22 protein-coding genes are annotated in these 22,894 nt (G+C 69.5%); 9 read left to right on the top strand and 13 right to left on the bottom strand.

Annotated elements, in window-relative coordinates; translation table 11 throughout:
* Positions 1-114 precede the first annotated feature (114 nt).
* From ACT3UN_RS13825 to ACT3UN_RS13810, 4 genes are all read right to left on the bottom strand, one after another.
* The gene (locus ACT3UN_RS13825; RefSeq protein WP_301442718.1) at positions 115-324 is read right to left on the bottom strand and encodes a CsbD family protein; all 210 of its coding nucleotides are present in this window, start codon (positions 322-324) and stop codon (positions 115-117) included.
* Positions 325-413: 89 nt separating this feature from the next.
* A complete protein-coding gene (locus tag ACT3UN_RS13820; protein ID WP_444657310.1) occupies positions 414-1,268 on the bottom strand; it encodes a 3-hydroxybutyryl-CoA dehydrogenase in 855 nt (284 codons plus the stop codon).
* Between the two features lie 107 nt (positions 1,269-1,375).
* Positions 1,376-3,196, bottom strand: coding sequence for a BCCT family transporter (locus tag ACT3UN_RS13815; protein WP_301442716.1), 1,821 nt, complete (start codon positions 3,194-3,196; stop codon positions 1,376-1,378).
* 441 nt (positions 3,197-3,637) lie between these two features.
* Positions 3,638-4,483, bottom strand: a complete 846-nt coding sequence (locus tag ACT3UN_RS13810; protein WP_301442715.1) for a hypothetical protein — start codon at positions 4,481-4,483, stop codon at positions 3,638-3,640.
* A gap of 127 nt (positions 4,484-4,610) precedes the next feature.
* Between ACT3UN_RS13810 and ACT3UN_RS13805 the strand changes: the two genes are divergently transcribed.
* Positions 4,611-5,219 (top strand): DUF1990 domain-containing protein, encoded by a 609-nt coding sequence (locus ACT3UN_RS13805; RefSeq protein ID WP_301442714.1) that lies wholly within the window; start codon positions 4,611-4,613, stop codon positions 5,217-5,219.
* A 7-nt stretch (positions 5,220-5,226) separates the two neighbouring features.
* On the opposite strand, the gene ACT3UN_RS13800 is transcribed toward ACT3UN_RS13805, so the two are convergent.
* Together ACT3UN_RS13800 and ACT3UN_RS13795 are read right to left on the bottom strand one after the other, a co-directional pair.
* The gene (locus ACT3UN_RS13800) at positions 5,227-6,174 is read right to left on the bottom strand and encodes a D-isomer specific 2-hydroxyacid dehydrogenase family protein (protein ID WP_301442713.1); all 948 of its coding nucleotides are present in this window, start codon (positions 6,172-6,174) and stop codon (positions 5,227-5,229) included.
* An 83-nt stretch (positions 6,175-6,257) separates the two neighbouring features.
* Complete coding sequence (locus tag ACT3UN_RS13795) at positions 6,258-7,055, bottom strand: hypothetical protein (RefSeq protein WP_301442712.1); 798 nt, start codon at positions 7,053-7,055, stop codon at positions 6,258-6,260.
* A 309-nt stretch (positions 7,056-7,364) separates the two neighbouring features.
* Here ACT3UN_RS13795 and ACT3UN_RS13790 point away from each other — a divergent pair, with 309 nt between their 5' ends.
* Positions 7,365-7,652, top strand: coding sequence for a hypothetical protein (locus tag ACT3UN_RS13790; protein WP_301442711.1), 288 nt, complete (start codon positions 7,365-7,367; stop codon positions 7,650-7,652).
* A gap of 86 nt (positions 7,653-7,738) precedes the next feature.
* A complete protein-coding gene (locus tag ACT3UN_RS13785; RefSeq protein WP_301442710.1) occupies positions 7,739-8,221 on the top strand; it encodes a GNAT family N-acetyltransferase in 483 nt (160 codons plus the stop codon).
* Between the two features lie 13 nt (positions 8,222-8,234).
* On the opposite strand, the gene ACT3UN_RS13780 is transcribed toward ACT3UN_RS13785, so the two are convergent.
* Together ACT3UN_RS13780 and ACT3UN_RS13775 are read right to left on the bottom strand one after the other, a co-directional pair.
* Complete coding sequence (locus tag ACT3UN_RS13780; RefSeq protein WP_301442709.1) at positions 8,235-9,098, bottom strand: CoA transferase; 864 nt, start codon at positions 9,096-9,098, stop codon at positions 8,235-8,237.
* Between the two features lie 26 nt (positions 9,099-9,124).
* Positions 9,125-9,280, bottom strand: a complete 156-nt coding sequence (locus ACT3UN_RS13775; RefSeq protein ID WP_301442708.1) for a hypothetical protein — start codon at positions 9,278-9,280, stop codon at positions 9,125-9,127.
* 179 nt (positions 9,281-9,459) lie between these two features.
* Between ACT3UN_RS13775 and ACT3UN_RS13770 the strand changes: the two genes are divergently transcribed.
* Both ACT3UN_RS13770 and ACT3UN_RS13765 read left to right on the top strand, forming a co-directional pair.
* A complete protein-coding gene (locus ACT3UN_RS13770; protein ID WP_301442707.1) occupies positions 9,460-10,305 on the top strand; it encodes a PTS sugar transporter subunit IIA in 846 nt (281 codons plus the stop codon).
* 29 nt (positions 10,306-10,334) lie between these two features.
* Entirely contained in the window at positions 10,335-11,957 is a 1,623-nt protein-coding gene (locus ACT3UN_RS13765) for a PTS ascorbate transporter subunit IIC (RefSeq protein ID WP_301442706.1), read from the top strand.
* A gap of 22 nt (positions 11,958-11,979) precedes the next feature.
* Here the strand turns inward: ACT3UN_RS13765 and ACT3UN_RS13760 are convergent, their stop codons facing one another.
* Positions 11,980-12,738 (bottom strand): DNA alkylation repair protein, encoded by a 759-nt coding sequence (locus ACT3UN_RS13760; RefSeq protein WP_444657309.1) that lies wholly within the window; start codon positions 12,736-12,738, stop codon positions 11,980-11,982.
* 40 nt (positions 12,739-12,778) lie between these two features.
* Positions 12,779-14,602 carry an alkaline phosphatase D family protein gene (locus tag ACT3UN_RS13755; RefSeq protein WP_441579472.1) on the bottom strand — a complete coding sequence of 608 codons (1,824 nt, stop codon included), beginning with the start codon at positions 14,600-14,602 and terminating at the stop codon, positions 12,779-12,781.
* Between the two features lie 211 nt (positions 14,603-14,813).
* Here ACT3UN_RS13755 and ACT3UN_RS13750 point away from each other — a divergent pair, with 211 nt between their 5' ends.
* Complete coding sequence (locus ACT3UN_RS13750) at positions 14,814-15,896, top strand: bile acid:sodium symporter family protein (RefSeq protein WP_441579471.1); 1,083 nt, start codon at positions 14,814-14,816, stop codon at positions 15,894-15,896.
* Here ACT3UN_RS13750 and ACT3UN_RS13745 read toward each other — a convergent pair.
* Positions 15,878-16,537, bottom strand: a complete 660-nt coding sequence (locus tag ACT3UN_RS13745) for a hypothetical protein (protein ID WP_301443661.1) — start codon at positions 16,535-16,537, stop codon at positions 15,878-15,880. The two genes, ACT3UN_RS13750 and ACT3UN_RS13745, sit on opposite strands and share 19 nt — an antisense overlap.
* Before the next feature lie 164 nt (positions 16,538-16,701).
* Here ACT3UN_RS13745 and ACT3UN_RS13740 point away from each other — a divergent pair, with 164 nt between their 5' ends.
* Positions 16,702-18,108 (top strand): MFS transporter, encoded by a 1,407-nt coding sequence (locus ACT3UN_RS13740; protein ID WP_301443660.1) that lies wholly within the window; start codon positions 16,702-16,704, stop codon positions 18,106-18,108.
* A 188-nt stretch (positions 18,109-18,296) separates the two neighbouring features.
* Entirely contained in the window at positions 18,297-18,701 is a 405-nt protein-coding gene (locus tag ACT3UN_RS13735; RefSeq protein WP_301443664.1) for a YccF domain-containing protein, read from the top strand.
* Positions 18,702-18,731: 30 nt separating this feature from the next.
* Here the strand turns inward: ACT3UN_RS13735 and ACT3UN_RS13730 are convergent, their stop codons facing one another.
* Both ACT3UN_RS13730 and ACT3UN_RS13725 read right to left on the bottom strand, forming a co-directional pair.
* Entirely contained in the window at positions 18,732-19,457 is a 726-nt protein-coding gene (locus ACT3UN_RS13730; RefSeq protein WP_441579277.1) for a response regulator, read from the bottom strand.
* A complete protein-coding gene (locus ACT3UN_RS13725; protein ID WP_444657308.1) occupies positions 19,454-21,232 on the bottom strand; it encodes an ATP-binding protein in 1,779 nt (592 codons plus the stop codon). Before ACT3UN_RS13725 ends, ACT3UN_RS13730 begins: the two co-directional genes overlap by 4 nt.
* Positions 21,233-21,389: 157 nt before the next feature.
* Between ACT3UN_RS13725 and ACT3UN_RS13720 the strand changes: the two genes are divergently transcribed.
* Entirely contained in the window at positions 21,390-22,862 is a 1,473-nt protein-coding gene (locus ACT3UN_RS13720) for a CitMHS family transporter (protein WP_444657307.1), read from the top strand.
* Positions 22,863-22,894: the final 32 nt, after the last annotated feature.

The raw sequence follows: 22,894 nt of genomic DNA, 5'->3' as shown, positions 1-22,894 counted from the left end.
CCCCGCTATATCCGCCCCTGTTCCGGCGGTGCACATGAGCGAACCCCTCCACCGTTCCCGTGCGGGAGGTGGAGGGGTCCGCGTCTACAGCGTGACGCCGGGGAGGGTCAAGGACTAGTTGTCCTTGAACTTCCCGATGACCTCGTTGGCCTTGTCGGTCGCCTTCTCCTTGACGTCCTCGAACTTCTGCTTCGCATCGGACTTGACCTGGTCGGCCTTGCCCTCGTTCTTGAGGTCGTCGTTACCGGCGGCGCCGCCGGCAGCTTCCTTGGCCTGGCCTGCTGCGTCCTCGGCCTTGTTCTTGATGTCGTCGATCCCTGACATTAAAGCTCTCCTTCGCTGTTGACGTAAAAAGGCTTGCGGGCACGAGCATAGTGAAATCCGTCGCGCCGTGCAGGGACCCCCGGGGGTATCTATGCGTAGTCGTAGAAACCCTTGCCGGACTTGCGTCCGACGTGTCCGGCCTGCACCATGCGGCGCAGCAGCGGCGGGCAGGCGTAGGACGGGTCGCCGAACTCCTCGAGCATCACGTCGGCGATGAACGCGCAGGTGTCGAGGCCGACCATGTCCGCCAGGGTCAGCGGGCCCATCGGGTGGTTCGCACCGAGCTTCATGCCGGTGTCGATGTCCTCCTTGGTTGCCACGCCCTGCTCCACCATGCGCACCGCCGAGAGCAGGTAGGGCACCAGGAGGAAGTTCACGATGAACCCGGAGCGGTCCTGCGCCTGGATCGCGGACTTGCCCAGCACCTCGGTGGCGTAGGTGCGTGCGGTCTCCACGGTGGACTCGTCGGTCGTCAGGGCCGGGATGACCTCGACGAGCGGGAGCACCGGGACCGGGTTGAAGAAGTGCAGGCCGATGACACGGCCGGGGTTCTCGGTGGCCGAGGCGATGGCCTGGATCGGCAGCGAGGAGGTGTTGGAGCACAGCGGGGCGCTCTTGTCCTCGACGATGGCGTCGAGCTTGGCGAAGACGTCCTTCTTGATCGCCTCGTTCTCGATGATCGCCTCCATGACCAGTTCACGGTCGGCGAAGTCCTCCAGGGCGGTGGTGAAGGTCAGGCGTGCCAGCGCGGCGTCGCGGTCCTGCTCGCTGAGCTTGCCGCGGTCGACGGCCTTGGCCAGCGACTTCTCGATCTTGGACTCGCCGAAGTCGAGGGCCTCCTGCTTGCCCTCCCAGACCAGGACGTCGCTGCCGGCCTTGGCCGCGACCTCGGCGATTCCGCCGCCCATCTGACCTGCCCCGATGACGCCTACACGCTGAACCATGGTGTTCTCCTTCATGCTCGTGAGAGCTGTCGTTCCTGCACTTGCGTATATGGTTATGTCTACATAGTGTAACCCGGCTCACGGTCGGCGGCGAACCGCGACCGGCGTCACCCCGGTCGCCCGCCCGAACCGTCCGGACCCTCCGGACCGTCCTGCGCGTCCTGAGTCTCCCCCAGCGCGTCGTAGTCCTCGGGATCGGCGTCGCCGATGCCGCCGACGACCCCGACGTCACCGGCGATGATCACGCTGCCGGGGACGATGAGGTTGCCGTCGGCGTCGTAGGACGCCCGGGGCAGCTCCTCACCGTCGTCGTCGTAGCCGGGTGCCGGCTTGCTCTCGTTCTCCTCCAACGCCTCCGGCGAGTCGGTCTTGTCCCACTGGCGGGTCACCGGCTCCGGCCGGGCGTGGAAGTCGTTGTTCATTCCCTTGAGCAGTGAGTACATCATCACGAAGAACATCAGGAAGAACGGCAGCCCGATGATGATCGACACCTCCTGCAAGGCCTCGATCCCGGCGTCCGGCGACATGACCAGGATCGCCGCGGCCACCGCACCGATCGACACCGCCCACAGCACCCGCTGGTAGGTCGGTGTCACGTTCTCCTCCCCCACGGCGAACATGTCGGTCACCAACGCCGAGGAGTCGATGGAGGTGACGAAGAAGATCGCCACGACCACCAGTGCGAAACCGCTGACCAGGGTGCTCCACGGCATGGTCTCCAGCAGGATGAACAGGGAGGACGCCGCGTCGCCGTCCTCGACGACCGGCCCCGACAGGCTCCCCGGGTTCGTGCGCTCGGCGTTCAGGCCGGCGTAGCCGAACACGGCGAACCAGATCAGGATGAACAGGGCGGGCAGCACCAGTACGCCGCCGACGAACTCCCGGACCGTCCTGCCCTTGGAGATCCGGGCGACGAACATGCCGATGAACGGCGACCAGCAGATCGTCCACGCCCAGTAGAAGACCGTCCAGGTGCCCTGCCAGCCCTCACGGGTGATCTGGTCGGCGTCCGACCAGAACATCAGTCTCGGCAGCCACTCGGCGTAGAGCGAGGCGGTGTCCATGGTGCCGCGCAGCAACAGCAACGTGGGCCCGGCGACGAGCACGAAGACGAGCAGCACCACCGCCATCACGATGTTGATGTTCGACAGGTTCTTGATGCCCTTGTCCAGGCCCGCGGCCACCGACCAGCAGGCGGCGCCGACGATGACCACGATGATGCCCACCAGCAGCAGGGTGGAACCCTCGATCCCGAACACGGTGCCCAGGCCGGACTCGATCTGCAACGTGCCCAGGCCCAGGGACACGGCGATGCCGAAGACGGTGCCGATGATGGCCAGCGCGTCGATGAGCTTGCCCGGCCAGGAGTAGATCGCCCCGCCGAGGATCGGCGCGAACACCGAGGACACCCGCGGCGGGAGGTTCCGCTTGTAGATGAAGTAGCCCAAGGCCAGTCCCGGCAGGGCGAAGATCACCCACATGTGGATGCCGAAGTGGTACATCGTGAAGCCCATGGCCTCGTTCACGGCCTCGTGGGACATCGGTTCGGCGTCCTGCATGGGCACGTTCACCGCGTGGTTGATCGGTTCGGCCACACCCCAGAACATCAGGACGCTGCCGAGACCGCCGGCGAAGAGCATGGCGAACCAGCTCTTCAGCGAGTACTCCGGTTTCTGCCCGTCGGGGCCCAGGCGCATGCGTCCGAAGTGGCTGAACGCCACGGCGATGAGGAAGAGCAGGGCGATGGTCACCCCGCCGATGTAGAGCCAGTTGAGGTTCGTCATCAGCCACTCGGAGACCACCGCGAAGTTGTCGCGGGCACTGTCGCCGAAGATCACGCACACCGCGACGAACACCACGATGAACCCGGCCGAGACCCAGAGGATCAGCGGGTCCGGACCGCGCCTGGCTCCGCTGCTTTCGTCCACCCCCTCCCCTGACGCGCCGCGTGTCGACTGACTGGCAGGTGAGCTGTCGGTCGCTGAACTGTCGGTCGGGGAAGTCACATCAATTCCGGTTCCTCCGGGGACACCGGCCGGTCAGGGCACCGTTGTTCCCGGATGGTTGAGGTCGTGTGGACAACGTGGCATCCGAGTGTACATAGGGGGCCAAAACCCGGCCGTGCGTACGCAGACACAGATGACCCCCGGCTCCTGACGAACCGGGGGTCATCTGCTGACGTTTCAAGAGGAGAATGCTCAGCTACCGAATACGGAGTCCTTTCGCGACGGCAATTCTGGATATCACCTCGCCATCTGTGGTGGCGATGTCTCCGACACTACGATCGCAGTCTTGGAGTTTCCTGACAGCCCACTGGAGCGTCCTTCAGAGGTGACTCCGGAAAATTCGGGAGAACGGCAACGAAAAGGTCACGCCCCGACGGCCGGGAGGTGCTCACGGGTCCCGTCGAAGGTGTTGAACAGCACCGGGGTGCCGTTGGACAGGGCACCGACGATGTGGCGCTTGCCGTCGGCACCGGCGACGTGCAGCGGGCTTCCGGAGTCACCGCTGATCGCCGGGATCAGGGCGGTGATCTCCTGGGAGTCGGTGTTCACCGCCAGGACCGGCCCGCAGGTGCGCCCGGACATCGTGCCGTCCTTGCAGACGATGGAGCCGACGAGGTTCTGGGTCACCGGGACCGGGTCGCCGAGGGGCTGGCTGTGGCCACGCAGCGCGTCGTCGAGCACCGGGATGCCCGTGTGCGCGGTACTGGAGACCTCCCCGTCATTCGGGGTGACCGACTCGTCGAGACGGAACCAGCCCACGTCGTCGAGTCCGGCGTAGGGGTCGAAGGGGTTGGCCTCGCCGCCGAGCTCCACACCGCCGGCGGCGATGTCCTCGGCGTCGGCGAGCAGCTGCCCGGAGTCGGTGGAGACCTTCACCACCGGCGAGCCGATCTCCGCCTCGCTGAGGCAGTGCCCGGCGGTCACACCGTAGAACGTGCCGTCCTTCTCGACGACGGAGTTCAGGGTGCACAGCGCCTCGGAGCCGTCGCCCAAGGTGAGCACGATGCCGGCGCCGGCGTGGGTCGAGGTCTGCGCGCCCGCCACCGCCGGCGCCACGACGGTGGTCCCGCCGGTCACCAGCGCGACCGCCATCGCCCCGGCGGACAGGACGCGTCCTGCCTTGCGCCCCGAGAAGAGTTTCGGGATGCGGCTCAGGGCACGGCTCGAACGGGTTCCGGAGTTCCCGGCTGACTCGGTTGTTACGGGCATGCTCGATCTTCCTTCGCTGTGGCAGGGAGGATGTACGTGGGGCATTGTAGCCGGTGTCGCCGAAAAATGCTCTCCACCGAGAAACTACCGGGGCACGGGAGCATGCCGTGTCGGTAGCCTCGGGGGAATGCGACTGCGCCTCCCGTCCTCCCCACCCCGACCGCCCGACCGCGCACTGTCGGAACGCGACCTCACCTACCCCGGCGAGTTCCGCGGACTGTCCGCCTCGGTGCACGACCTCGACGGCCACTCCGGGGTAGCCGACCGCCTGGAGCACCAGGGGTTCCACTGCCTGAGCACCAGCCGGGTCATCGGGCACGGCAAGGACGACCACGCCCGCGCGCTCGACAACCTGCTGGGAGGGCGGGCGCACCGGCTGGCCGGCGCACCGCTGCACCGCGCCGGAACACCGCTGGACGACACCGCGCCGATGGCGGTCGGCGACGTCGTGACGGTGACCCCGGGCCGCGGCCTGCTCACCCCGCTGGACTCGCCGTGCCTGGTCCTCACCGCCGGGCCGGACTCCCTTGTCTACGGCACCCTGCCGGGTCACGTGGAGTGCGGCGAGGAGGCCTTCACCGTGACCCTGCACTCCGACGGCACGGTCACCGCCACCGTCAGCGCGTTCTCCCGGCCCGGCACCCTGCTGACCAGGTTGGGTGGCCCGGTGGGTCGCCGCGTCCAGGCCCGGATGGCGAACGCCTACGTGCGCGGGATCGCCGCGCAGCGACCCTAGCCTCCGGTCAGTAGCCCTTCGACGGGTCAATCTCGGTGGGCATGCGCTCCCCGGAGAGGAAGGCGCGGTAGTTGTCGACGGTGGGCCCGGCGAGCTGGGCGTCCATCGAGGCGCGGGTGTTCGCCGAGTGCGTCGTGATCGTCACGTTGTCCATCTCCCACAGCGGGTGCCCGTCCGGCAGCGGCTCGGGGTCGGTGACGTCGAGTCCCGCGCCGCCGAGCTGCCCGGACTCCAGGGCAGCGACGAGGTCGTCGGTGACCACGACCGGCCCCCGTGCGACGTTGACCACGGTCGCCCCGGGACGGAAGGACGCGAACAGGTCGGCGTCGAACAGGCCGCGGGTGGCGTCCGTCAGCGGGACGGCGACGACGGTGTGGTCGGCGGCCGCCACGGCGTCCGACACCTGCTCGATCGGCAGCGTGCGCTCCGCCCCGTCCACCGGGTTCCCGGTGCGGTTGACCGCGATGACCGACGCCCCGAAGGGGGCGAGCATCTCGATGAGGTGCCGGCCGATGCCGCCGGCGCCGACGACCGCCACGGTGGTGCCGTGCAGCCACCGGGTGTTGTCGTCGACCTCACGCCACACCGACCAGCTGGCCGCCCGGGCGATCCTCTTGTGCATGTGGGTGACCGACAGGAGCAGCGCCATCGCGCTCTCGGCGACCTGGCGTCCGTACACCCCGGACGCGTTCGTCCAGCGGCGGTCGCCCTGCGCGCCGGCGTCGATGACGTCCTGCTTGAAGAAGCCCTCGATACCGGCCTGGCACAGCTGCACCCACTTCACCCGGTCGGGCAGCGTGGGGAAGTCCGCGGGGGCCACACCGTGGCAGATGAAGGCGTCGGCCTCGGCGAGGTCGTCGACCATCACCGCGCCAGCGTCCTCCAGTGCCGCGCGGGTCTGCGGCAGGGGGAACGTGGAGGTGAAGATGTTCAGGGGTGATGCTTGTCGGCTCATGCAACAATTCATACCTGCCACCCCCGGTGTCGTGCCCGGGCACGGGGGTGGGCCCGGTCAGGCCCGCTGGTCAGGCCCGCTGGTCAGGGCAGCTGGTCACGGAACTGGTCCAGGGTGTCGTTGAGCTGGTCCATGACGTCCGGGTCCAGGCTCGGCAGGTCCGGCAGATTGCTGGGCAGGTCCTCGAGGTCCGTGGGGATCTCGATGTCGCTGGGAAGTTCGATGTCGCTGGGCAGCTGGAGCCCCGGTGACGACGGTTCGCCACCGTCGTTGTCCTGGTTGTCCTCGTTGCCCTGGGTCTCCTCCGGTGTCTGCTGCGTGGTGGTCGTCGGGGCGGTCGCCCCGTCCCCGCTGCGGTTGAAGACGAACGTCACCAACGCCAGCACGATCGCGACCAGTGCGGCGACGACGAGCACGATGACGGCGAGCTTGCCGCCACGCTTCTTCCCGCCGCCGTTGTCGTCGGGCTGCCCCGCCCCGAACTGCGGCTCACCGTACTGCTGCTGGTCGTAGGGCTGCTGGTCGTACTGCTGCTGAGCGTAGGGGTCACCGTAGTACTGCTGCTGGTCGTACTGGGGCTGACCGTACTGCGGCTGCCCGTACTGGTCGGCGGGCTGACCGGGCCGGATGACCTGCGTCTCGTCCTCGTTGCCGTACTGGTACTGCGGAGGCTGGGGTGACTGGGGCGACTGGGGCGGTTGCGCACCGGCGCCGCCGTTCCACACCGTCGTCGGGTTCTCGTCCGCGGGAACGTCCTGCCCGTTTCCGTCCTGCCGGGGCCGGCCCGCGGGGTCCCAGGCCGTGGTCGGGGTCTCGTCCCCCTGCCACTCGCCGTCATCCGGCGTACCCCATCGACCGTTCGAGCGACCGTCCGAACTCATGGCCGTGTCCTTTCCTCGTGGGATCCTCATGGGCACGGTCATTGCCACCGGCCCGGTCCAGGCTCACAGGGTACCGCGCCGAGGCGCGGACACGGGCACCGAACACCGCACCGGTCGGCCTCAGGGCCGCCCCCGGTGCGTGCGGGGTGGGGCACGGGAAAAGGGCCGGTCCCGCGTTCCGGACGCACCTGCGGGGTTGCCCGTGTACCGATGCGCAGGTCCGACCAACTATGCTCATGGACGAGTACCCCACGGGAGGACGTGACTACCTCCCGCTGATCCACCGCTGACTCACTCAGGAGAGATGAGATGACCCGCACCCGCCGGACCACCGCCCTGCTCGCTGCCGCCGTTCTGGCGCTGGGGGCGACCGCCTGCCAGCCGCCGAGCGAGAACGACAGCGAACGAACCGCCCCCTCGACCGAGGTCACCCCGGACAGCGGCTACGAGGGCGCCGGCGTTCCGTCGAGTTCCTCCGCCTCCTCCAGCGAGGAGCCCTCCGAGGGCGCGACGGTCTACGGCACCGACGGCGAGCCGGAGACCGTCGGCGACACCGAGCCCTACGCCCCGGGCGCCCAGTCCTCCCCCGTCTCATAGGCGTCTGCGACTGCTCCTTCACCGGCGGTGACGTCCCGGCCCCCGCACGACTGGCGGGCAGGCGGGACGTCGCCGCCGTACGTGCGTTGGAACGACGTGCCGGGGAACCCTTCCGCACCGTCGGGCTCGACGTGGTCGCTGACGACGACCCTCCGGGCGTCGCGGAGCTCACCGCCGCGGTGGACGCCCACCACGTCCTCGTCGTCGACGGTGCCGGGGACGGTTTCACACACCTCGTCGCCTGGTTGTGGGTGGGGCTGGCCGACGGCGACCTCCTGATCGAGCAGGTCTCGGTGGATCCGTCGTGCCGGGGCCGACGCCTCGGCACCCGGCTCATTGCACTGGCGGTGGAGCATGCCCGCGCCCGCGGGTTCCCCGGGGTGTGCCTGACCAGTTTCGTCGACGTGCCCTGGAACGGCCCGCTCTACCGCAGTCTCGGATTCCTCCCGCTCGACGCCAGCGACCTGCGTCCCGATCTACGCCCCGACCTGCATGCCGTACGTGCCGCAGAGCAGGACGCCGGGCTGGACGTCGCACCGCGCGCCGCCTTCCGCCTCCCGCTGCGCTGAGCGGCCCCCCGTCTCAGCGCAGCGGCGCCACCGGCAGGTCGTGTTCACGGGCCCACCGACTCCAGTGCTCCAGGGTGCCGGCGGCGAAGAACTCCCGGAGATCCTCCGCGGTCACCTCGAACGCAGACTCCTCCCCCATCAGTGCTGCCAGTGCCGCGGCGAAGTGCGGTTCGATCGCCGCCACCGCCACGAAACCGTCGCTGGCCGGGTAGATCCCGTAGAGCGGGTAGCCGCCGCCCAGGATCGTCCCCGGCCCGGAGAGCCCGCACCGTGTGGACGCGGCGAAGTCGTCGACGACCCCGGACAGCGCGACCTCGACGTGGTGCCCCTGCCCGGTGCGTTGCGCCCGGAGTACCGCGGCGATGCCGTCGGCGACCGCCCGTTCGGCGCCTCCCAGATCCGCGGCCGGCAGCGTCGGCATCACCGGGACACCGTCATGCCGGGCGATCGTGCCCGCCGCAGCCTGGTAGGTCAGGTCATGCCCCGGGGTGTCCGCCGCCTCCCCGGGACTGCCGGTGATCGCCACCTGGCTCAGGTGGGGATGTCGGGCGTGCAGGTCCTCCCAGTCCAGCCCCAACGCGGCCAGCGCCCGCGGCCGGTGCGAGGTGACCAGCAGGTCAGCGTCCTGAAGAAGGGTGTGCAACCGCTCGGAGCCGGCGGTGGACTTCAGGTCCAGGGCCACCACGTCCTGGCCTGCGGCGAGGTGCGCATAGTACTCCGGGGCGACGAGCGACAGCGGGTCGCCGGACGGCGGCTCGACCTTCGTCACCGAAGCACCCAGGCCGCGCAGCCGGTGCGCGGCGACCGGGCCGGGCAGGTTCACCGCCATCGAGACGACCCTGACCCCGGCAAGCAGTTCATCGCTACTGTCATCCATGGCGGTGATGCTACGTGGGGTCGGCCTCAGGCGGTGGTGGGTTCGGGAAGAAACATGGCGCCGACCATCGCCACCACGAAACCGGCGAGGATGACCAGCCACACGGACTTCCAGTGCCGCAGCGGGAGCACCGGCAGCTCCTCCGGACGAGCGAAGACGGCCCGCTCGTCGTCGGCCAGCATCTGCCAGTTGACCCGGTAGTCCTGGTTCGTCTGCAGCCACCTCTTCAGGGTGCGCGAATCACGCCGGTTGCACAGCAGCCAGTACGCCCCTGCGTTCGAACATCCGGGCCCCGCGAGACCGCCGAAGCCCCCATTACCTAGTTTCGTTACCTACTAAGAGCAGGGATAGGATGAGTCTCATGAGCACCCTCACCTCCCTCCTGTCACAAAGCAGGATCGACCTGGATGTGACTGCCGCCGACTGGAAGACAGCCGTCGCGCACTCCGGGGAACTCCTGGAAGACACCGGCGCGACCGACGCCGCCTACACGACCGCGATGATCGACTCGGTGATCGACAACGGCCCCTACATCGTCGTCGCCCCCGGCTTCGCCTTCGCCCACGCCCGCCCCAGCGAGGCCGTGCACGAGACCGCGATGAGCTGGGTGCGCCTGGCCGAGCCCGTGGAGTTCGGCCACGAGAAGAACGACCCGGTCACCCTCGTCGTCGCCCTGGCCGCCACCGACGCCACCACCCACACCAGCGCCATGGCGCAGCTGGCCAAGGTCGTCGGACGCAAGTCCACCCGCGCGAAGCTGGACGCCGCGCAGACCCCCGAGGAGATCCTCGCCATCCTCGACGGACGCGACGCGCCCGCGTCGGACGCCGGCACCGACAGCACTGCCGCTGCCAGCACCGCCAGCGCCGCCGGGGCGTCCTACTCGATCCCCGACGGGGAGCGCTACCCCGGCGGGAACTCGCGCAACCACATCCTCACCGTGTGCGGCAACGGGCTGGGCACCAGCCTGTTTCTGAAGAACACCACCGAGGACGTCCTCAAGCGCTGGGGCTGGGACGCGCTCGTCTCCGTGGAGGCCACCGACACCATCTCGGCGAAGGGCAAGGCGAAGGACGCCGACCTGATCCTCACCTCCGGTGAGATCGCCAAGACCCTAGGCGACCCCGGGATCCCGGTCTGGGTCGTGGAGAACTTCACCAGCCCCCGCGAGATCGACTCCGCGCTCCGCGCGCTCTACGCCCTGTAAGAACGGCCCCCTCAAAAGGAGAATCCCCCATGGACTGGTTGCTCGCCATTCCAACGTTCATCGTCAACGAGATCCTCGCCGTCCCGGCGTTCCTCATCGGTATCTTCACCGCCATCGGCCTGATCGCCATGCGCCGCAGCGCCGGGCAGGTCGCCGGCGGCGCGATCAAGGCGATCCTCGGCTTCCTGCTCATCGGTGCCGGCGCCACGCTGGTCACCGCCTCGCTCGACCCGCTCGGCGTGATGATCGAGGGCGCCACCGGCATGCACGGTGTGGTGCCCACCAACGAGGCCATCGCCGGCATCGCCCAGGAGGAGTTCGGCTCCCAGGTCGCCTGGCTGATGATCCTCGGCTACGTGGTCAGCCTGCTGTTCGCGCGCTTCACACCGCTGCGCTACGTCTTCCTGACCGGTCACCACGTGCTGTTCATGGCCACGATGATCACCATCATCCTGGTCACCGCGGACTACGCCGACTGGATCGTCGTGGGCCTGGGCGCGGTGCTGCTCGGCGTGCTGATGGTCGCCCTCCCCGCCCTGGCGCACCCCTGGACCCGCAAGGTCACCGGCGACGACTCGGTGGCCATCGGCCACTTCGGCACCGCCGGCTACATCGCCGCCGGTGCGGTGGGCAAGGCCGTCGGCGGCAAGGGCGCCAAGGCGTCGAAGTCCTCCGAGGACCTGAAGGTCCCCGAGGGCCTGCGGTTCCTGCGCGACTCCATGGTCGCCACCGCCCTGTCGATGGTGCTGATGTACCTGGTCCTGGCGATCCTCTACGTGGTGCGGGCCGGGCAGGACGAGGCCTTCGCCGCCTTCGGTGAGGACTCCGTGGCCACCGACCTGGGCAACTACCTGATGCAGGCGGTGACCCAGGGTCTGCAGTTCGGCGTGGCCGTGGCCGTGATCCTCTTCGGTGTGCGCACCATCCTCGGCGAGCTCGTGCCCGCCTTCCAGGGCATCGCCGCCAAGGTCGTCCCGGGTGCGATCCCCGCGCTCGACGCCCCGATCGTGTTCCCCTACGCGCAGAACGCCGTGCTCATCGGCTTCATCTCCAGCTTCTCCGGTGGCCTGGTCGCCCTGGTGATCCTGTCGACGTGGCTGAACCCGGCGTTCGGCGCCGCGCTGATCCTGCCCGGCCTGGTGCCGCACTTCTTCACCGGCGGTGCCGCCGGCGTGTACGGCAACGCCACCGGTGGACGCCGCGGCGCGGTGCTCGGCGCGTTCGTCAACGGTGTGATCATCACGATCCTGCCGGCGTTCCTGATCAACGTGCTCGGCGACATGTCGGGCGAGAACACCACCTTCGGCGACGCCGACTTCGGCTGGTTCGGCCTGCTCATCGGCAACGCCCCGGCCGGGGTGTGGGGCCTGGTGGTCATCGTGGCCGTGGCCGTGGCGGTCTTCGCCGCCGCCCTGGTCGTGCAGAAGAAGCTCGTCGACGGCAACTGGGACGCCGCCCCTGGCCGCTCCGCGGGCTCCTGGATCGGCGAGGGTGCCGAAGAGGGCACAGAGAACGCAGGAGACGCTGCAGGTGCCGGCGCCACCGGTGCCATGCAGGACGCCTCGGCCGGTGCGTCCGGTGCGACCGCGGCCTACTCCCGCATCGCCCCGCCCAAGGGCGCGCCCACCCCGCCGGCACCGCCGGCGGAGTAGGGTCCGCGAGCCTCCGGGGAGCCTAGCTCCCCGCCTCCTGGCGGGACACCATCTCCGCGATCCACGCCGGCGCATACGGTGACGTGCAGTTCTTCGGCGTCGGGTAGTCCTTCAACACGCCGAGGCGCTCACCGATCTCCACGGCACGCTCCCGGAAGTCCGGGTGGTTGATCCCGATCTGCGCCAGGCACTCGTTCTGCGCCCACTGCAAGGTGTCCGGACTGTCCGCCATCGTGGACTCGATCAGGTCGAGCAGGCCGGTGATTTCACCGGCCTGTTCTGCCTGTTCCTCTGTCACGGGGTCCCAGGCAGCCACCTTCTCGGTGGTCAGTGCCCAGCCGGCGGAGGCGACGGTGGGGTCGGTGGCCGGGTCGGTTTCCTCGAACCAACGCTCTCGCAGCTCGTCGACGTGCGCGCTCTTCTTCACCACGTAGCTCAGCAGCCAGGTGTGCACCTTCGGGGTGCCCGCCTGACGCAGCATCGTGTCCAGGGCGTCGGCGTCCAGCGACTTCGGACGCATCAGCAGCGTCGCCGCCAGACGGCAGGCCGAGTCCCCGGTCTCCCACAGGCCCAGCGCCAGCTCGTGTTTCACCGCCGGCTTGCGCCCGGTCCCGGCCTCCTTGGCCACCGCGCGCAGCTTGGTGAGGTTCACCGCGTGGTCGTCACCGTGACGCTCGTTGACCACCAGCACAGCCGGGTCCGCCAGCGCGTCCAAGGCCTCGCGTACGTCGGCTACGGCGGTGTCGGCGGCTTCTGCCTGACTGTCGTCGGTCTCACTCATGCCGCCATCCTATTGACTCCGCCGGTCGAGCGCAGCGTCATCACTGCAGCGGTCCTGCCGCCGGCCTGGCCCCCGGGTCACCGACCCTGGTCTGCCAGCTGGTCGTGTAGGTCATCGGCGCGTCGTCCTGCAGCACCTCGCCGTGGAACCAGTCGACCTGGGTGCGGGTGGAGTCCACGTCGACGACCATCATGCCGTGGCGGGTCAGGTCCACGTACTTGTACCAGTGGTCGATCGTGGTCAGGGCGTCCTGCCCCACCCGCAGCGCCTCCTTCACCGCCGGGGCGGCGACCGGGGACGGCACGATGGCGTCGTAGGCGCTGCCCGCGGTGACGGAGGGGACGATGAACTCCGCGGCGACGACGTCCATGTCGCGGCGCAGCCGGTAGTCCGCCGCCGACGCCGGGATGTCCGCCGCCCACGAGGAGTGGATGTCGCCGGTGAGGAAGACGACGTTGAGCCCCGGCTGCGACCCCTTCGCCCGTCGCTCGGCGATGAGGTCAATGATGCGCTGACGCTCGACCATGTAGCCGTCCCACTGGTCGGTGTTGAGCGCCACCCCGTCCGGCGGCACGCCGACCTGGTCGACGAGCCAGTCGTGCACCCGCGGGTCCAGCGTATTCGGCAGGGTCATCGGGGCGAACATCACCGAGTTGCCGATGAGCTGCCACGTCGTCGAGGAGGTGGTCAGCACGTCGCCGAACCAGCCGAACTGGTCGGTGCCCATCATCGTGCGCGAGGAGTCGTTCACCGTGTTCAACGGCCCCTGCAGGTCACGGTAGGTGCGCAGGTCCGGCAGGATCAGCTCGAAGAGCCGGCCGTAGCGCAGGTGGCGGTAGAGGTGACGGTCCTCGCCGGTGTTGAAGCCCTTCCCGGCGCGCACCGGCATCCACTCGTAGTAGGCCTGGGTGGCCGCGCGGCGCACCTCGGCGTACTCCGCGGGGCCGCCGTACTCGGAGTCGCCGGTGGCGCCGTCGCGCCAGGCGTTGTCGAAGAACTCGTGGTCGTCCCAGATGCAGATCATCGGCTTGGCGGCGTGCAGGTCGGCCAGGTCGCGGTCCCGGTGGTAGTGGCCCTGGCGGATGCGGTAGCCGGTGAGGGTGCGGGTGCGTTGCGCCGGTTCCACGGTGCGCACGATCTCTCCGTAGGCCGCGCCGTACTCGCCGGAGTCGTACTCGTAGGTGTAGTCGCCGAGGTGCAGGATGAACTCCACGTCCCCGCGGTCGGCGAGTTCCCGGTAGGCACGGAAGTAGCCGGCCTCGTAGTTCGAGCAGGAGCACACCCCGAAGCGCACGTTGTCCGGCTCTGCCTCCAGCGCCGGTGAGGTGCGGGTGCGCCCCACCCGCGAGGTCGCCCCGGTGGCCGGGCCGTCGAGCACGGTGAAGCGGTAGTGCAGGTCGGTCGCCGGGGTCAGCCCGGTGACGTTGACCTTCACGGTGTGATCCACGGTGGCGTCGGTGACCTGCTCGCCGGAGGCGACGGTGGATGCACCGAATCCGGGGTCGGTGGCGACCTCCCAGCGCACCTTCGTCGGCGCGCCCGCCCCCGAGCCGGGCGTGGCCTCTGGCGTGGGGGTGACCCGGGTCCAGATCACCACGCTGTCCGGCCAGGGGTCGCCGGAGGCGACGGAGTGCAGGAAGGCGCCGGACGCACCGGACGATACAGCGTCCTGCGCGCCGCCCGGGGCGTCCTGCGCGTAGGCCTGCCCGGCGCCGCCGGCGACGGTGAACCCGGCACCGGCGACGACCGCCCCGGTGAGGAAGCGGCGGCGGGTGACACCCCCGGGTGCCGTCGCGTCCTGCGGTGTCCTGTTTCCCGGCGTCCTGATTCCCAGCGGCCTGGTCGGCACAGTCGTGTTCTCCATCTTCTCGCATCGGCAGCGGCCGTCCACCGGCTGCCTCGTCGGGAAATCACGCTATCGGCCCCCGGGGGTCGCCGCCGGGCGAGAAGAGGGTTGTCGGGGACTGTTGTCGCAGTGTTCATCCCGGGTTAACGCACGGGCCCCGTCCCAGACAGTGGGACGCAAACTGTCGCATTTTAGGATAATCATTCTGGGGCCGATACATTCGTGAAGCATGACGAGTCACGACAGAAGCTCCCCCGCTGCATCCACAGCCGCGCCCACCGCCGCACACTCCCCTGAGGCCCGGCACAAGGAGGACCGCTCCGCGGCCATCGCCGTCACCGCTTTCCCGGTGTTCATCCTCGCCGGCACACTCGCCGCCTTCCTCGCCCCGGCCGTGTTCATCCCCCTGACCGACCACATCAACCTCTTCCTCATGGTCATCATGTTCACCATGGGGCTCACGCTGACGATCCCCGACTTCAAGGTCATCGCCACCCGGCCCACCCCGGTGATCGTGGGCGTGATCGCCCAGTTCGTGATCATGCCGCTGCTGGCCATCGGCGTGGCCAAACTGCTCGGCCTCAACCCGGCGCTGGCCGTGGGACTGCTGATGCTCGGCTCGGTGCCCGGCGGCACCGCATCCAACGTGATCGCCTACCTGGCCAAGGGCGACGTCGCCGTCTCCGTCGCCATGACCAGTGTGTCCACCCTGGTCTCCCCCATCCTGACCCCGGCGTTGATGCTGCTGCTCGCCGACACCCGCACCGAGGTCGACGGTGCCGGCATGGCCCTGACCCTGGTGCAGACCGTGCTGCTGCCCGTCGTCGGTGGCCTGCTGATCCGCACCGTGCTCAACCGGTGGGTCGACAAGGTCGCCCCCGTGCTGCCGTGGCTGTCGATCCTCGGCATCGGCGGCGTGGTGTTCCCCGCGGTGGCCAACAACGCCGAACGCCTGGCCCAGGTCGGCCTGATCGTCTTCGCCGCGGTGCTGCTGCACAACCTCTGCGGCTACCTGCTGGGATACCTCACCGGACGGCTCTTCCGCCTGCCCGAGCCGGTCAACCGCACGATGGCGATCGAGATCGGCACCCAGTCCGCCGGACTGGCCTCCGGCATGGCCGGACGTTTCTTCTCCCCCGAGGCCGCGCTGCCCGGCGCCGTGGCCGCGGTGCTGCACAACATCACCGGCGCGGTCTACGCCGCGCTCGTGCGACGCCGCCCCCTGCCCGGCGAACGCGACGCGGCGCCCGGTGCAGCGACCGGTGCAGCGTCCGAGGCTTCAGTTCAGCAGACTCAGCCGACGATCTCGTAGGAGTCGGCGGTGACGCGCGCAGTCACGCCGTCGGCGGTGATCAGCGCCGCGTCCGGCTGCGTGGTGTCCACCACGAAGCGGTCGCCGACCTCGGTGACCGCACCCTCGTCGAGCGTGCCGGCCTGGTTGGGGCTCGCGGCGTTGCCCAGCAGCCCGTAGAGCTCCGGGTCGCCGCCGACACGGTAGGCGACACCGTTGGCGTCGCCGCCGCGGGTGGCCTCCCACCCGGCGTGGAAGTTCTCCGCCTGGCAGCCCCAGTCGAAGCCGTCGGCCTCCTGGCTGTCACGGAACATGCAGATCATCGAGTCCTGACCGTTCAGCGGGACGGTGTAGTCGGCCAGCTCCACACGGTTCTGCTGGGTGGCAACCTGCTCGTCGCCGGAGGACGGCACGGGGTCCGGTGCCGGGGCGCCGTCGGCGGCGGCACCGGCCGAACCATCGGTGGACGCCGCGCCCGGCGTCGGCTCCGGAGCCTCCCCGGCGTCCTGCTCGCTGGTCATGTCACCCGACAGGGCGGCGTCGGCCGGGTCGGCGCTGACCGAACCGCCGCCTTGCGCCTCCTCGACACCGGCACCGTCGTTGTCGCAGGCGGCGAGGAAGAGCCCTGCTGCGGCCGCCAGGGCGAGCCCTGCCGCGGGCAAGGTCGTGCCTCGTCGAGTTCCAGTCACATCACGCACAGGACTCATCTCCAGTATCTGTAGTTCACAGTAGTGTCACCACCACCGTGCCACACCGGTCCGGTGGCGCGCCAGAGAACGGGGTCTTCCCCGCCTCGCGCACGACCCGGGTCGTTACCATCGGAGAAATGGCCTTGTCAGTGTTCCGGGACCGCCGCGGCCCCGTCCTCGTCGCGATCATGCTGTCCTCCGCGCTCATGGCGGTGGACGCCACGGTGCTGGCCACCGCCGTGCCCAGCATCGTCGACGACCTCGGCGAATTCTCCCGTTACCCGTGGCTGTTCTCCGGGTACCTGCTCGCCCAGGCCGTCACCGTCCCGGTCTTCTCGAAACTCGCCGACACCTACGGGCGCAAACCGGTGATCCTCACCGGCATCGGCGTCTTCGTCCTCGGCTCCGCCCTCGCCGTCGCCGCCCCCTCGATGACCGTGCTCATCCTCTGCCGCATCATCCAGGGCGTCGGTGCCGGCGCGGTGCAGCCGATGGGCCAGACCATCGCCGGCGACATCTACTCCGTGCGCGAACGCGCCAAGGTGCAGGGCTACCTCGCCAGCGTGTGGGCCATCTCCTCGATGCTCGGCCCGCTGCTCGGTGGGCTGTTCTCCCAGTACGTGTCCTGGCGCTGGATCTTCGTGATCAACATCCCCCTGGGCCTGCTCGCCGCGGTGATGGTGTGGCGCAACTTCCACGAGAAGGTGGAGCGCACCCGCCACCGCATCGACGTCGAAGGTGCCCTGCTTCTCACCCTCGGGCTCACCCTGCTGCTCCTCGGGCTGCTGGAGGGCGGCGAGGCATGGTCCTGGACCTCCACCGCCTCGCTGGTCTGCTTCCTCGGCGGCGCCCTCACCCTGGCGGCGTTTGTAATGGTGGAACGCCGCGCCGCCGAACCCGTGGTGAACCTGCACCTGCTGTCGCGGCGCCTGATCGTGCACGCCGTGGTGATCTCCGCGGCCATCGGGGCGATCGTGCTCGGGCTGACCAGCTTCGTACCCACCTACCTGGAGCGCGCCGCCGGGGCCACCCCCGTCGCCGCGGGCATCGCCGTCGCCGCCCTGACCATCGCCTGGCCGCTGGCCAGCGCCAACGCCGGACGCATCTACGTCCCGCACGGCTTCCGCGCCTCGATCACGTTGGGCACCTCGATCGTGATGGTCGGTACGCTCCTGCTGCTCCTGGTGGTCGGCCAGCAGAACATCTGGCTCATCGTCGCCGTCGCCCTGGTACTGGGCGCGGGCATGGGCTTCACCGCCGCACCGAACGTGGTGGCCGCGCAGTCCTCGGTCGGCTGGTCCGAGCGCGCCGAGGTCACCGGGCTGACCATGTTCGCCCGCTCGGCGGGCAGTGCCGTGGCCGTGGCCGTCTACGGCACGGTGTCCAACGCGGTCTACTCCGGCGGCGGCTCGGTGGTCGACGCCACCACCGGGGTGTTCTACGGGGTCGTCGTCGCGGCCGTGGTCCTGCTGGTGGCGGCGTGGACGCTGCCCCGGCGGCAGGCGGGGCAGACAGGGCAGGCGGAGGAGGTGCGACCGGCCTGACACGGTGGTGCACGGCGTGACCAGTCAGCGTGACCAGTCGATGTCACCTGAGTCATGCCCCGGGGAGAAAACGGCCGGTTCTCGACCTGGGGCATGAGTCAGATGACATCCCGGATGGCCTTGCGGCGGTCGGCTCACCCACCCCACGACCGCACGCCGATGACGCTAGCATGGGGGCCATGACAATCCTGCGGTTCGTCCTCAACATTCTCTGGCTGGTCACCGGCGGAATCTGGCTGTTCCTCGGCTACATCCTCTTCGGCCTGATCGCCTGCGTCTTCATCATCACCATCCCCGCCGGCGTTGCCTCGTTCCGGATGGCGAGCTACGCCCTGTGGCCCTTCGGCCGCACCGTGGTCACCAAGTCCACCGCCGGCTTCGGCTCCGGGCTGATGAACGTCATCTGGTTCCTCGTCGCTGGCCTGTGGCTCGCCCTCGGGCACATCGCCACCGCCGCCCTGCAGGCCATCACCATCATCGGGCTGCCGCTGGCCTGGGCGAACCTGAAGATGATCCCGGTCACCTGCTTCCCCTTCGGCAAGGCGATCGTCGAGGACTCCTCGGCGCGGATGATCCCCGAGCCCAACGCCTGACCTCCCGGCGCCGCATGAACCGGCGCGCCCTCACCACCCCCGCCCCGAGGACCGCGAGTACAGGTGCTCGGGGCGTCCTGAACTTCCGTACCGCAGCCGCACGGTGACGACCCCGCGTCCGGCCAGCGCCGATAGCCTGCGCTGCGCGGTCGCCCGGGACACCCCGGCGACCTCCGCCACCTGCGCCGCGGAGTGCTCACCGGAGCCCAGCGCCTCGAGGACGAGGTCCTCGGTGGAGCTCCCGGCCGCGGTGACCGGCTGCGTCGTCGCGTGCATCACCGCCATCGCCCGGTCGATCTCCTCCTGCCGCAACGGGTGAGGCGTCCCGGTCACCCGGCGGAACCTGATGTAGCGCTCCAGGCGCTCCACGAGCTCCCTGCGGTTGAAGGGTTTCACCAGGTAGGCGTGGACCCCTGCGGTGAAGGCGCGCCGCACGGTGGACGCCTCGACGGCCGCGGACAACACGAAGGCGTCGACGCGTGCCGCACGCACCAGCTCGATGCCGTCCCCGTCGGGCAGGTAGACGTCGGCGAGCACGAGGTCCGGGACGAGCCCCGGCACGACGTTCGTGTCCCGCCCCTCCAGCACCGCCCTGGCCTCCGCGCAGGTGCCGACCGTCGCCTGGACCTCCAGGCCCGGTACCGAGGCGACGATGTCGGCATGGATCGAGGCGACCCGGAAATCGTCGTCGAGGACGAGCACCCGCAGGTTACGCGGTGTGCGGGTGGTCGACCGGGCGTCCTGGTGGTGTGTCATCGTGTCTCCTCGTCTGGATTGGTTGAGCCCTCGGCCGTCCCGAACACCCCGGGTAGTCGCACGCCGAAGACCGCCCCGTGCCCCGGGTGCGTGCCGCCGCGGTCGATGACCCAGAGTTCGCCGCCGCGACGGCGCAGCATCTCGCGCGACAGCGCAAGCCCGATCCCGTGGCCGTGGATCGGGTCCGAAGCAGGGGCGGGGTCTTCGGCGGGGACGGGGTCGCCCGCGTCCAGTCCGGGTCCGGAATCGGCCACCATGAGGGTGAGCGCCAGGTCGTCCTGCATCGCGGTGACCTCCACCCACCTCTCCCCGTCGGTATCGTCCGCGCCGCCTGCACCGTCGCTACGCAGGGCGGCGGCCACGGCATTGTCCACGAGGTTCCCCAGGACCGTGGCCACGTCCTCGACCGCACCGTCGCCGCCGATCTGGCCGAGGACCAGCGTCTCCTCCCCTACCCGCAGGCCCACACCACGTTCACCGGCCTCCATCGACTTGCCGCCGAGGAAGGACTGCAGGAACGGTTCGTCGAGCAGCTCCGCGCCCTGCAACGGGAAGTCCACCGGGCCGCGCTCGGCCATGTCCTGCAGGAACGCCCGCGCATCGTCGATCCGTCCGGCGTCCAGGAGCCCGGAGGCGGCGTGGATCCGGTTGGCGAACTCGTGGCGCTGCACCCGCAGCGTGGACCCCATCGCCTGCACGGTGCCCAACCTGCGGGTCAGTGCGGCCAGGTCCGTGCGGTCACGGACCACCACCACGGTGCCGAGGTGGCGTCCCGCCCTGGTCACCGGGTGTGAGTCGAGGTAGAGGACGCGGTCGCCGACGACCACGTTGTCCAACGACGCCGGACGCGCCCCCTGCCGGGCGCCGGTCGCACCGTCCCCGGTGAGCTCGCGGACCACCCAGGTAGGAAGACCCAGCTCAGCGAGCGTGACCGTGACTGTGGAACCGGTGCCGGTGCCGGTTCCGACCCCTACGCCGTCCGCGCCGAGCAGCCGCGCGGCGACCTCGTTGCACACCTCGACCGCACCGTCCGGGGTCACCGACAGGACGCCGTCGTCCACCCCGTCGAGCACCGCGGACTGGTGGCGGACCAACGCCACCAGCTCTTCGGGCTGCACCCCGAGCGTCAGCCGCTCCCAGCGACGACGCATCAGCACACTGGCGAGCACCCCGATGGCCAGGGCCGTCGCCCCGGCCGCGGCGACCCCTACCAGGACCAGCGGCAGGTCGTCGAAGACGCTCGCCCGCCGGAACCCGACGCTGACCTCGCCGACCGGCTCACTGTCGGCGACCTCCCGCGCCGAGGCGTCCGGCGCGTACACCGGGACCTTGGCCCGGGCGGACTGCCCGAGCGTGCCGGTCTCCCAGGCCGTGACCTCCTCGCCCCGCAGGGCGGCCTCGTGGTCGGTGCTGACCCGCTCCCCGATCCGCCCAGGGTCCGGGTGCGCCAGCCGGATGCCGTCGGCGTCGGTGACCACCACGAACAACGCACCGGTCCGGGCCTCCACCCCGGCGGCGAGGTCCACCAGGGCGGCACCGTCCGCGGCGTCCGACCCCGTGTCCCTGTCGCCGCTATCTGTCCCGTCAGCCTCGTCCGCCACCGCGGCGCGCACCTGCGGGTCCTCCGCCACGGACCGGGCGATGGACACGGCCGAGTCCATCGCCTGCGACTTCAGCCGCTCCACCGAGATCCAGGTGAAGACCCCCGAACACACAGCGACGACGGCAACCACCGTCGCGAGCTGCAGCAGCAGAACTTTCGTGGAGAAACGCACGTCGTGGAGTCTACTGCACCTTTGGCAGAGCCAGTGAACAGAATGCACACAAGTCAATGTTTGCACTCAAGGAGATCTAACGCACACAAGGATCGTCACGTGGTCTGCATCACTTTAATCTTCCACTGTCCGGTCAGACACACCTGAAGGAGATGCGATGACCACCGCAGACACCCTGCTCCTGGCAGAAGACTACAACCTGAGCCACACACCGTCCGACGGGATCCTCGACGCACTCGGCGTCCAGCTGATCCTCACGTTCATGGCTCTGATCATGACCAGCCGGATGACACCGATGCTCGCACTGATCCTGGTGCCCACCGTCTTCGGCCTGATCGGCGGCGCCGGCCTCGGCATCGGCGACATGGTCATCGACGCCGTCAAGGACATGGCACCGACCGCCGCACTGCTCATGTTCGCCATCATGTACTTCGGCATCATGATCAACGTCGGACTCTTCGACCCGCTGATCACCTGGATCACCCGGATCCTGGGCAACGACCCGGCGAAGATCGTCTTCGGCACCGCCGTGCTCGCCGGCGTCGTCTCCCTCGACGGCGACGGCTCCACCACCTACATCATCACCACCTCCGCCATGCTCCCGCTGTACCTGCGCCTGGGCATGAGCCCGGTCATCCTGACCTGTGTGGCCGGCCTGGTCAACGGCACGATGAACATCGTCCCCTGGGGCGGGCCCACCGTGCGCGCCGCCGCGGCACTGGGCGTGGAACCCTCCGAGGTCTTCGTCCCCATGCTGCCGTCACTGGCCGCCGGACTGGTGATCTGCTTCGTCTTCGCCTGGCTCATGGGCCTGGCCGAGCGCAAGCGGCTCGGTCGTCTGGAGACCTCCCACCTCACCGGGATGACCCCGCGCACCGATTCCACCGATGCCACTGTTGCAGCGTCCGGTACCGCAGGCGGTGCCGGCGGTGCCGGCGATGTCCCGCCGGTCCACCAGCAGACCTCGATGGCGGACACGATGCTCGACCCGAACCGGGCCTCGCTGCGTCCGACGCTGCTGTGGTTCAACCTCGCACTCACCGTGGTGGTCATGGTGCTGCTCGTCGCCGACCTCTTCCCCCTGGCCTACGTGTTCATGGTCGGCGCGGCGATCGCCCTGACCGTCAACTTCCCCCGCCTGAAGGACCAGGCCAACGAGATCGTGGCCCACTCCAGCTCGATCGTCGCCGTGGTCGGCATGGTGCTCGCCGCCGGCGTGCTCGTCGGCGTGCTGGACGGCACGGGCATGGTCACCGCCATGGCCGAGTGGATCACCGGGATCATCCCCGACTCCCTCGGCGGTTACCTCGCCCCCATCACCGGCCTGCTGTCGATGCCGATGACCTTCTTCATGTCCAACGACGCCTTCTACTTCGGCATCCTGCCCGTGCTCTCCGAGAGCGCCGCCCACTTCGGCATCGAGCCGGTGCAGATGGCCCAGGCGTCCATCACCGGCCAGCCGGTGCACATGCAGTCCCCCCTGGTCCCCGCAATCCTGCTGCTGGTCTCCCTGGCCAACGTCGACCTCGGCGCCCACCACCGCAAGGTGCTGTGGCGGGCGGTCGTGGTCTCCCTGGTCATGCTGGCCGTCGGCATCCTGCTCGGGCCGATCCCCTTCCACGTCGGGTAGACGGGCCCTGCTCAACTCAACTGTTCAACTCA

The sequence above is a fragment of the Corynebacterium sp. AOP12-C2-36 genome, from assembly GCF_052379185.1.
GTDB lineage: Bacteria > Actinomycetota > Actinomycetes > Mycobacteriales > Mycobacteriaceae > Corynebacterium.
This window is presented reverse-complemented; position numbering and strand designations above follow the sequence as displayed.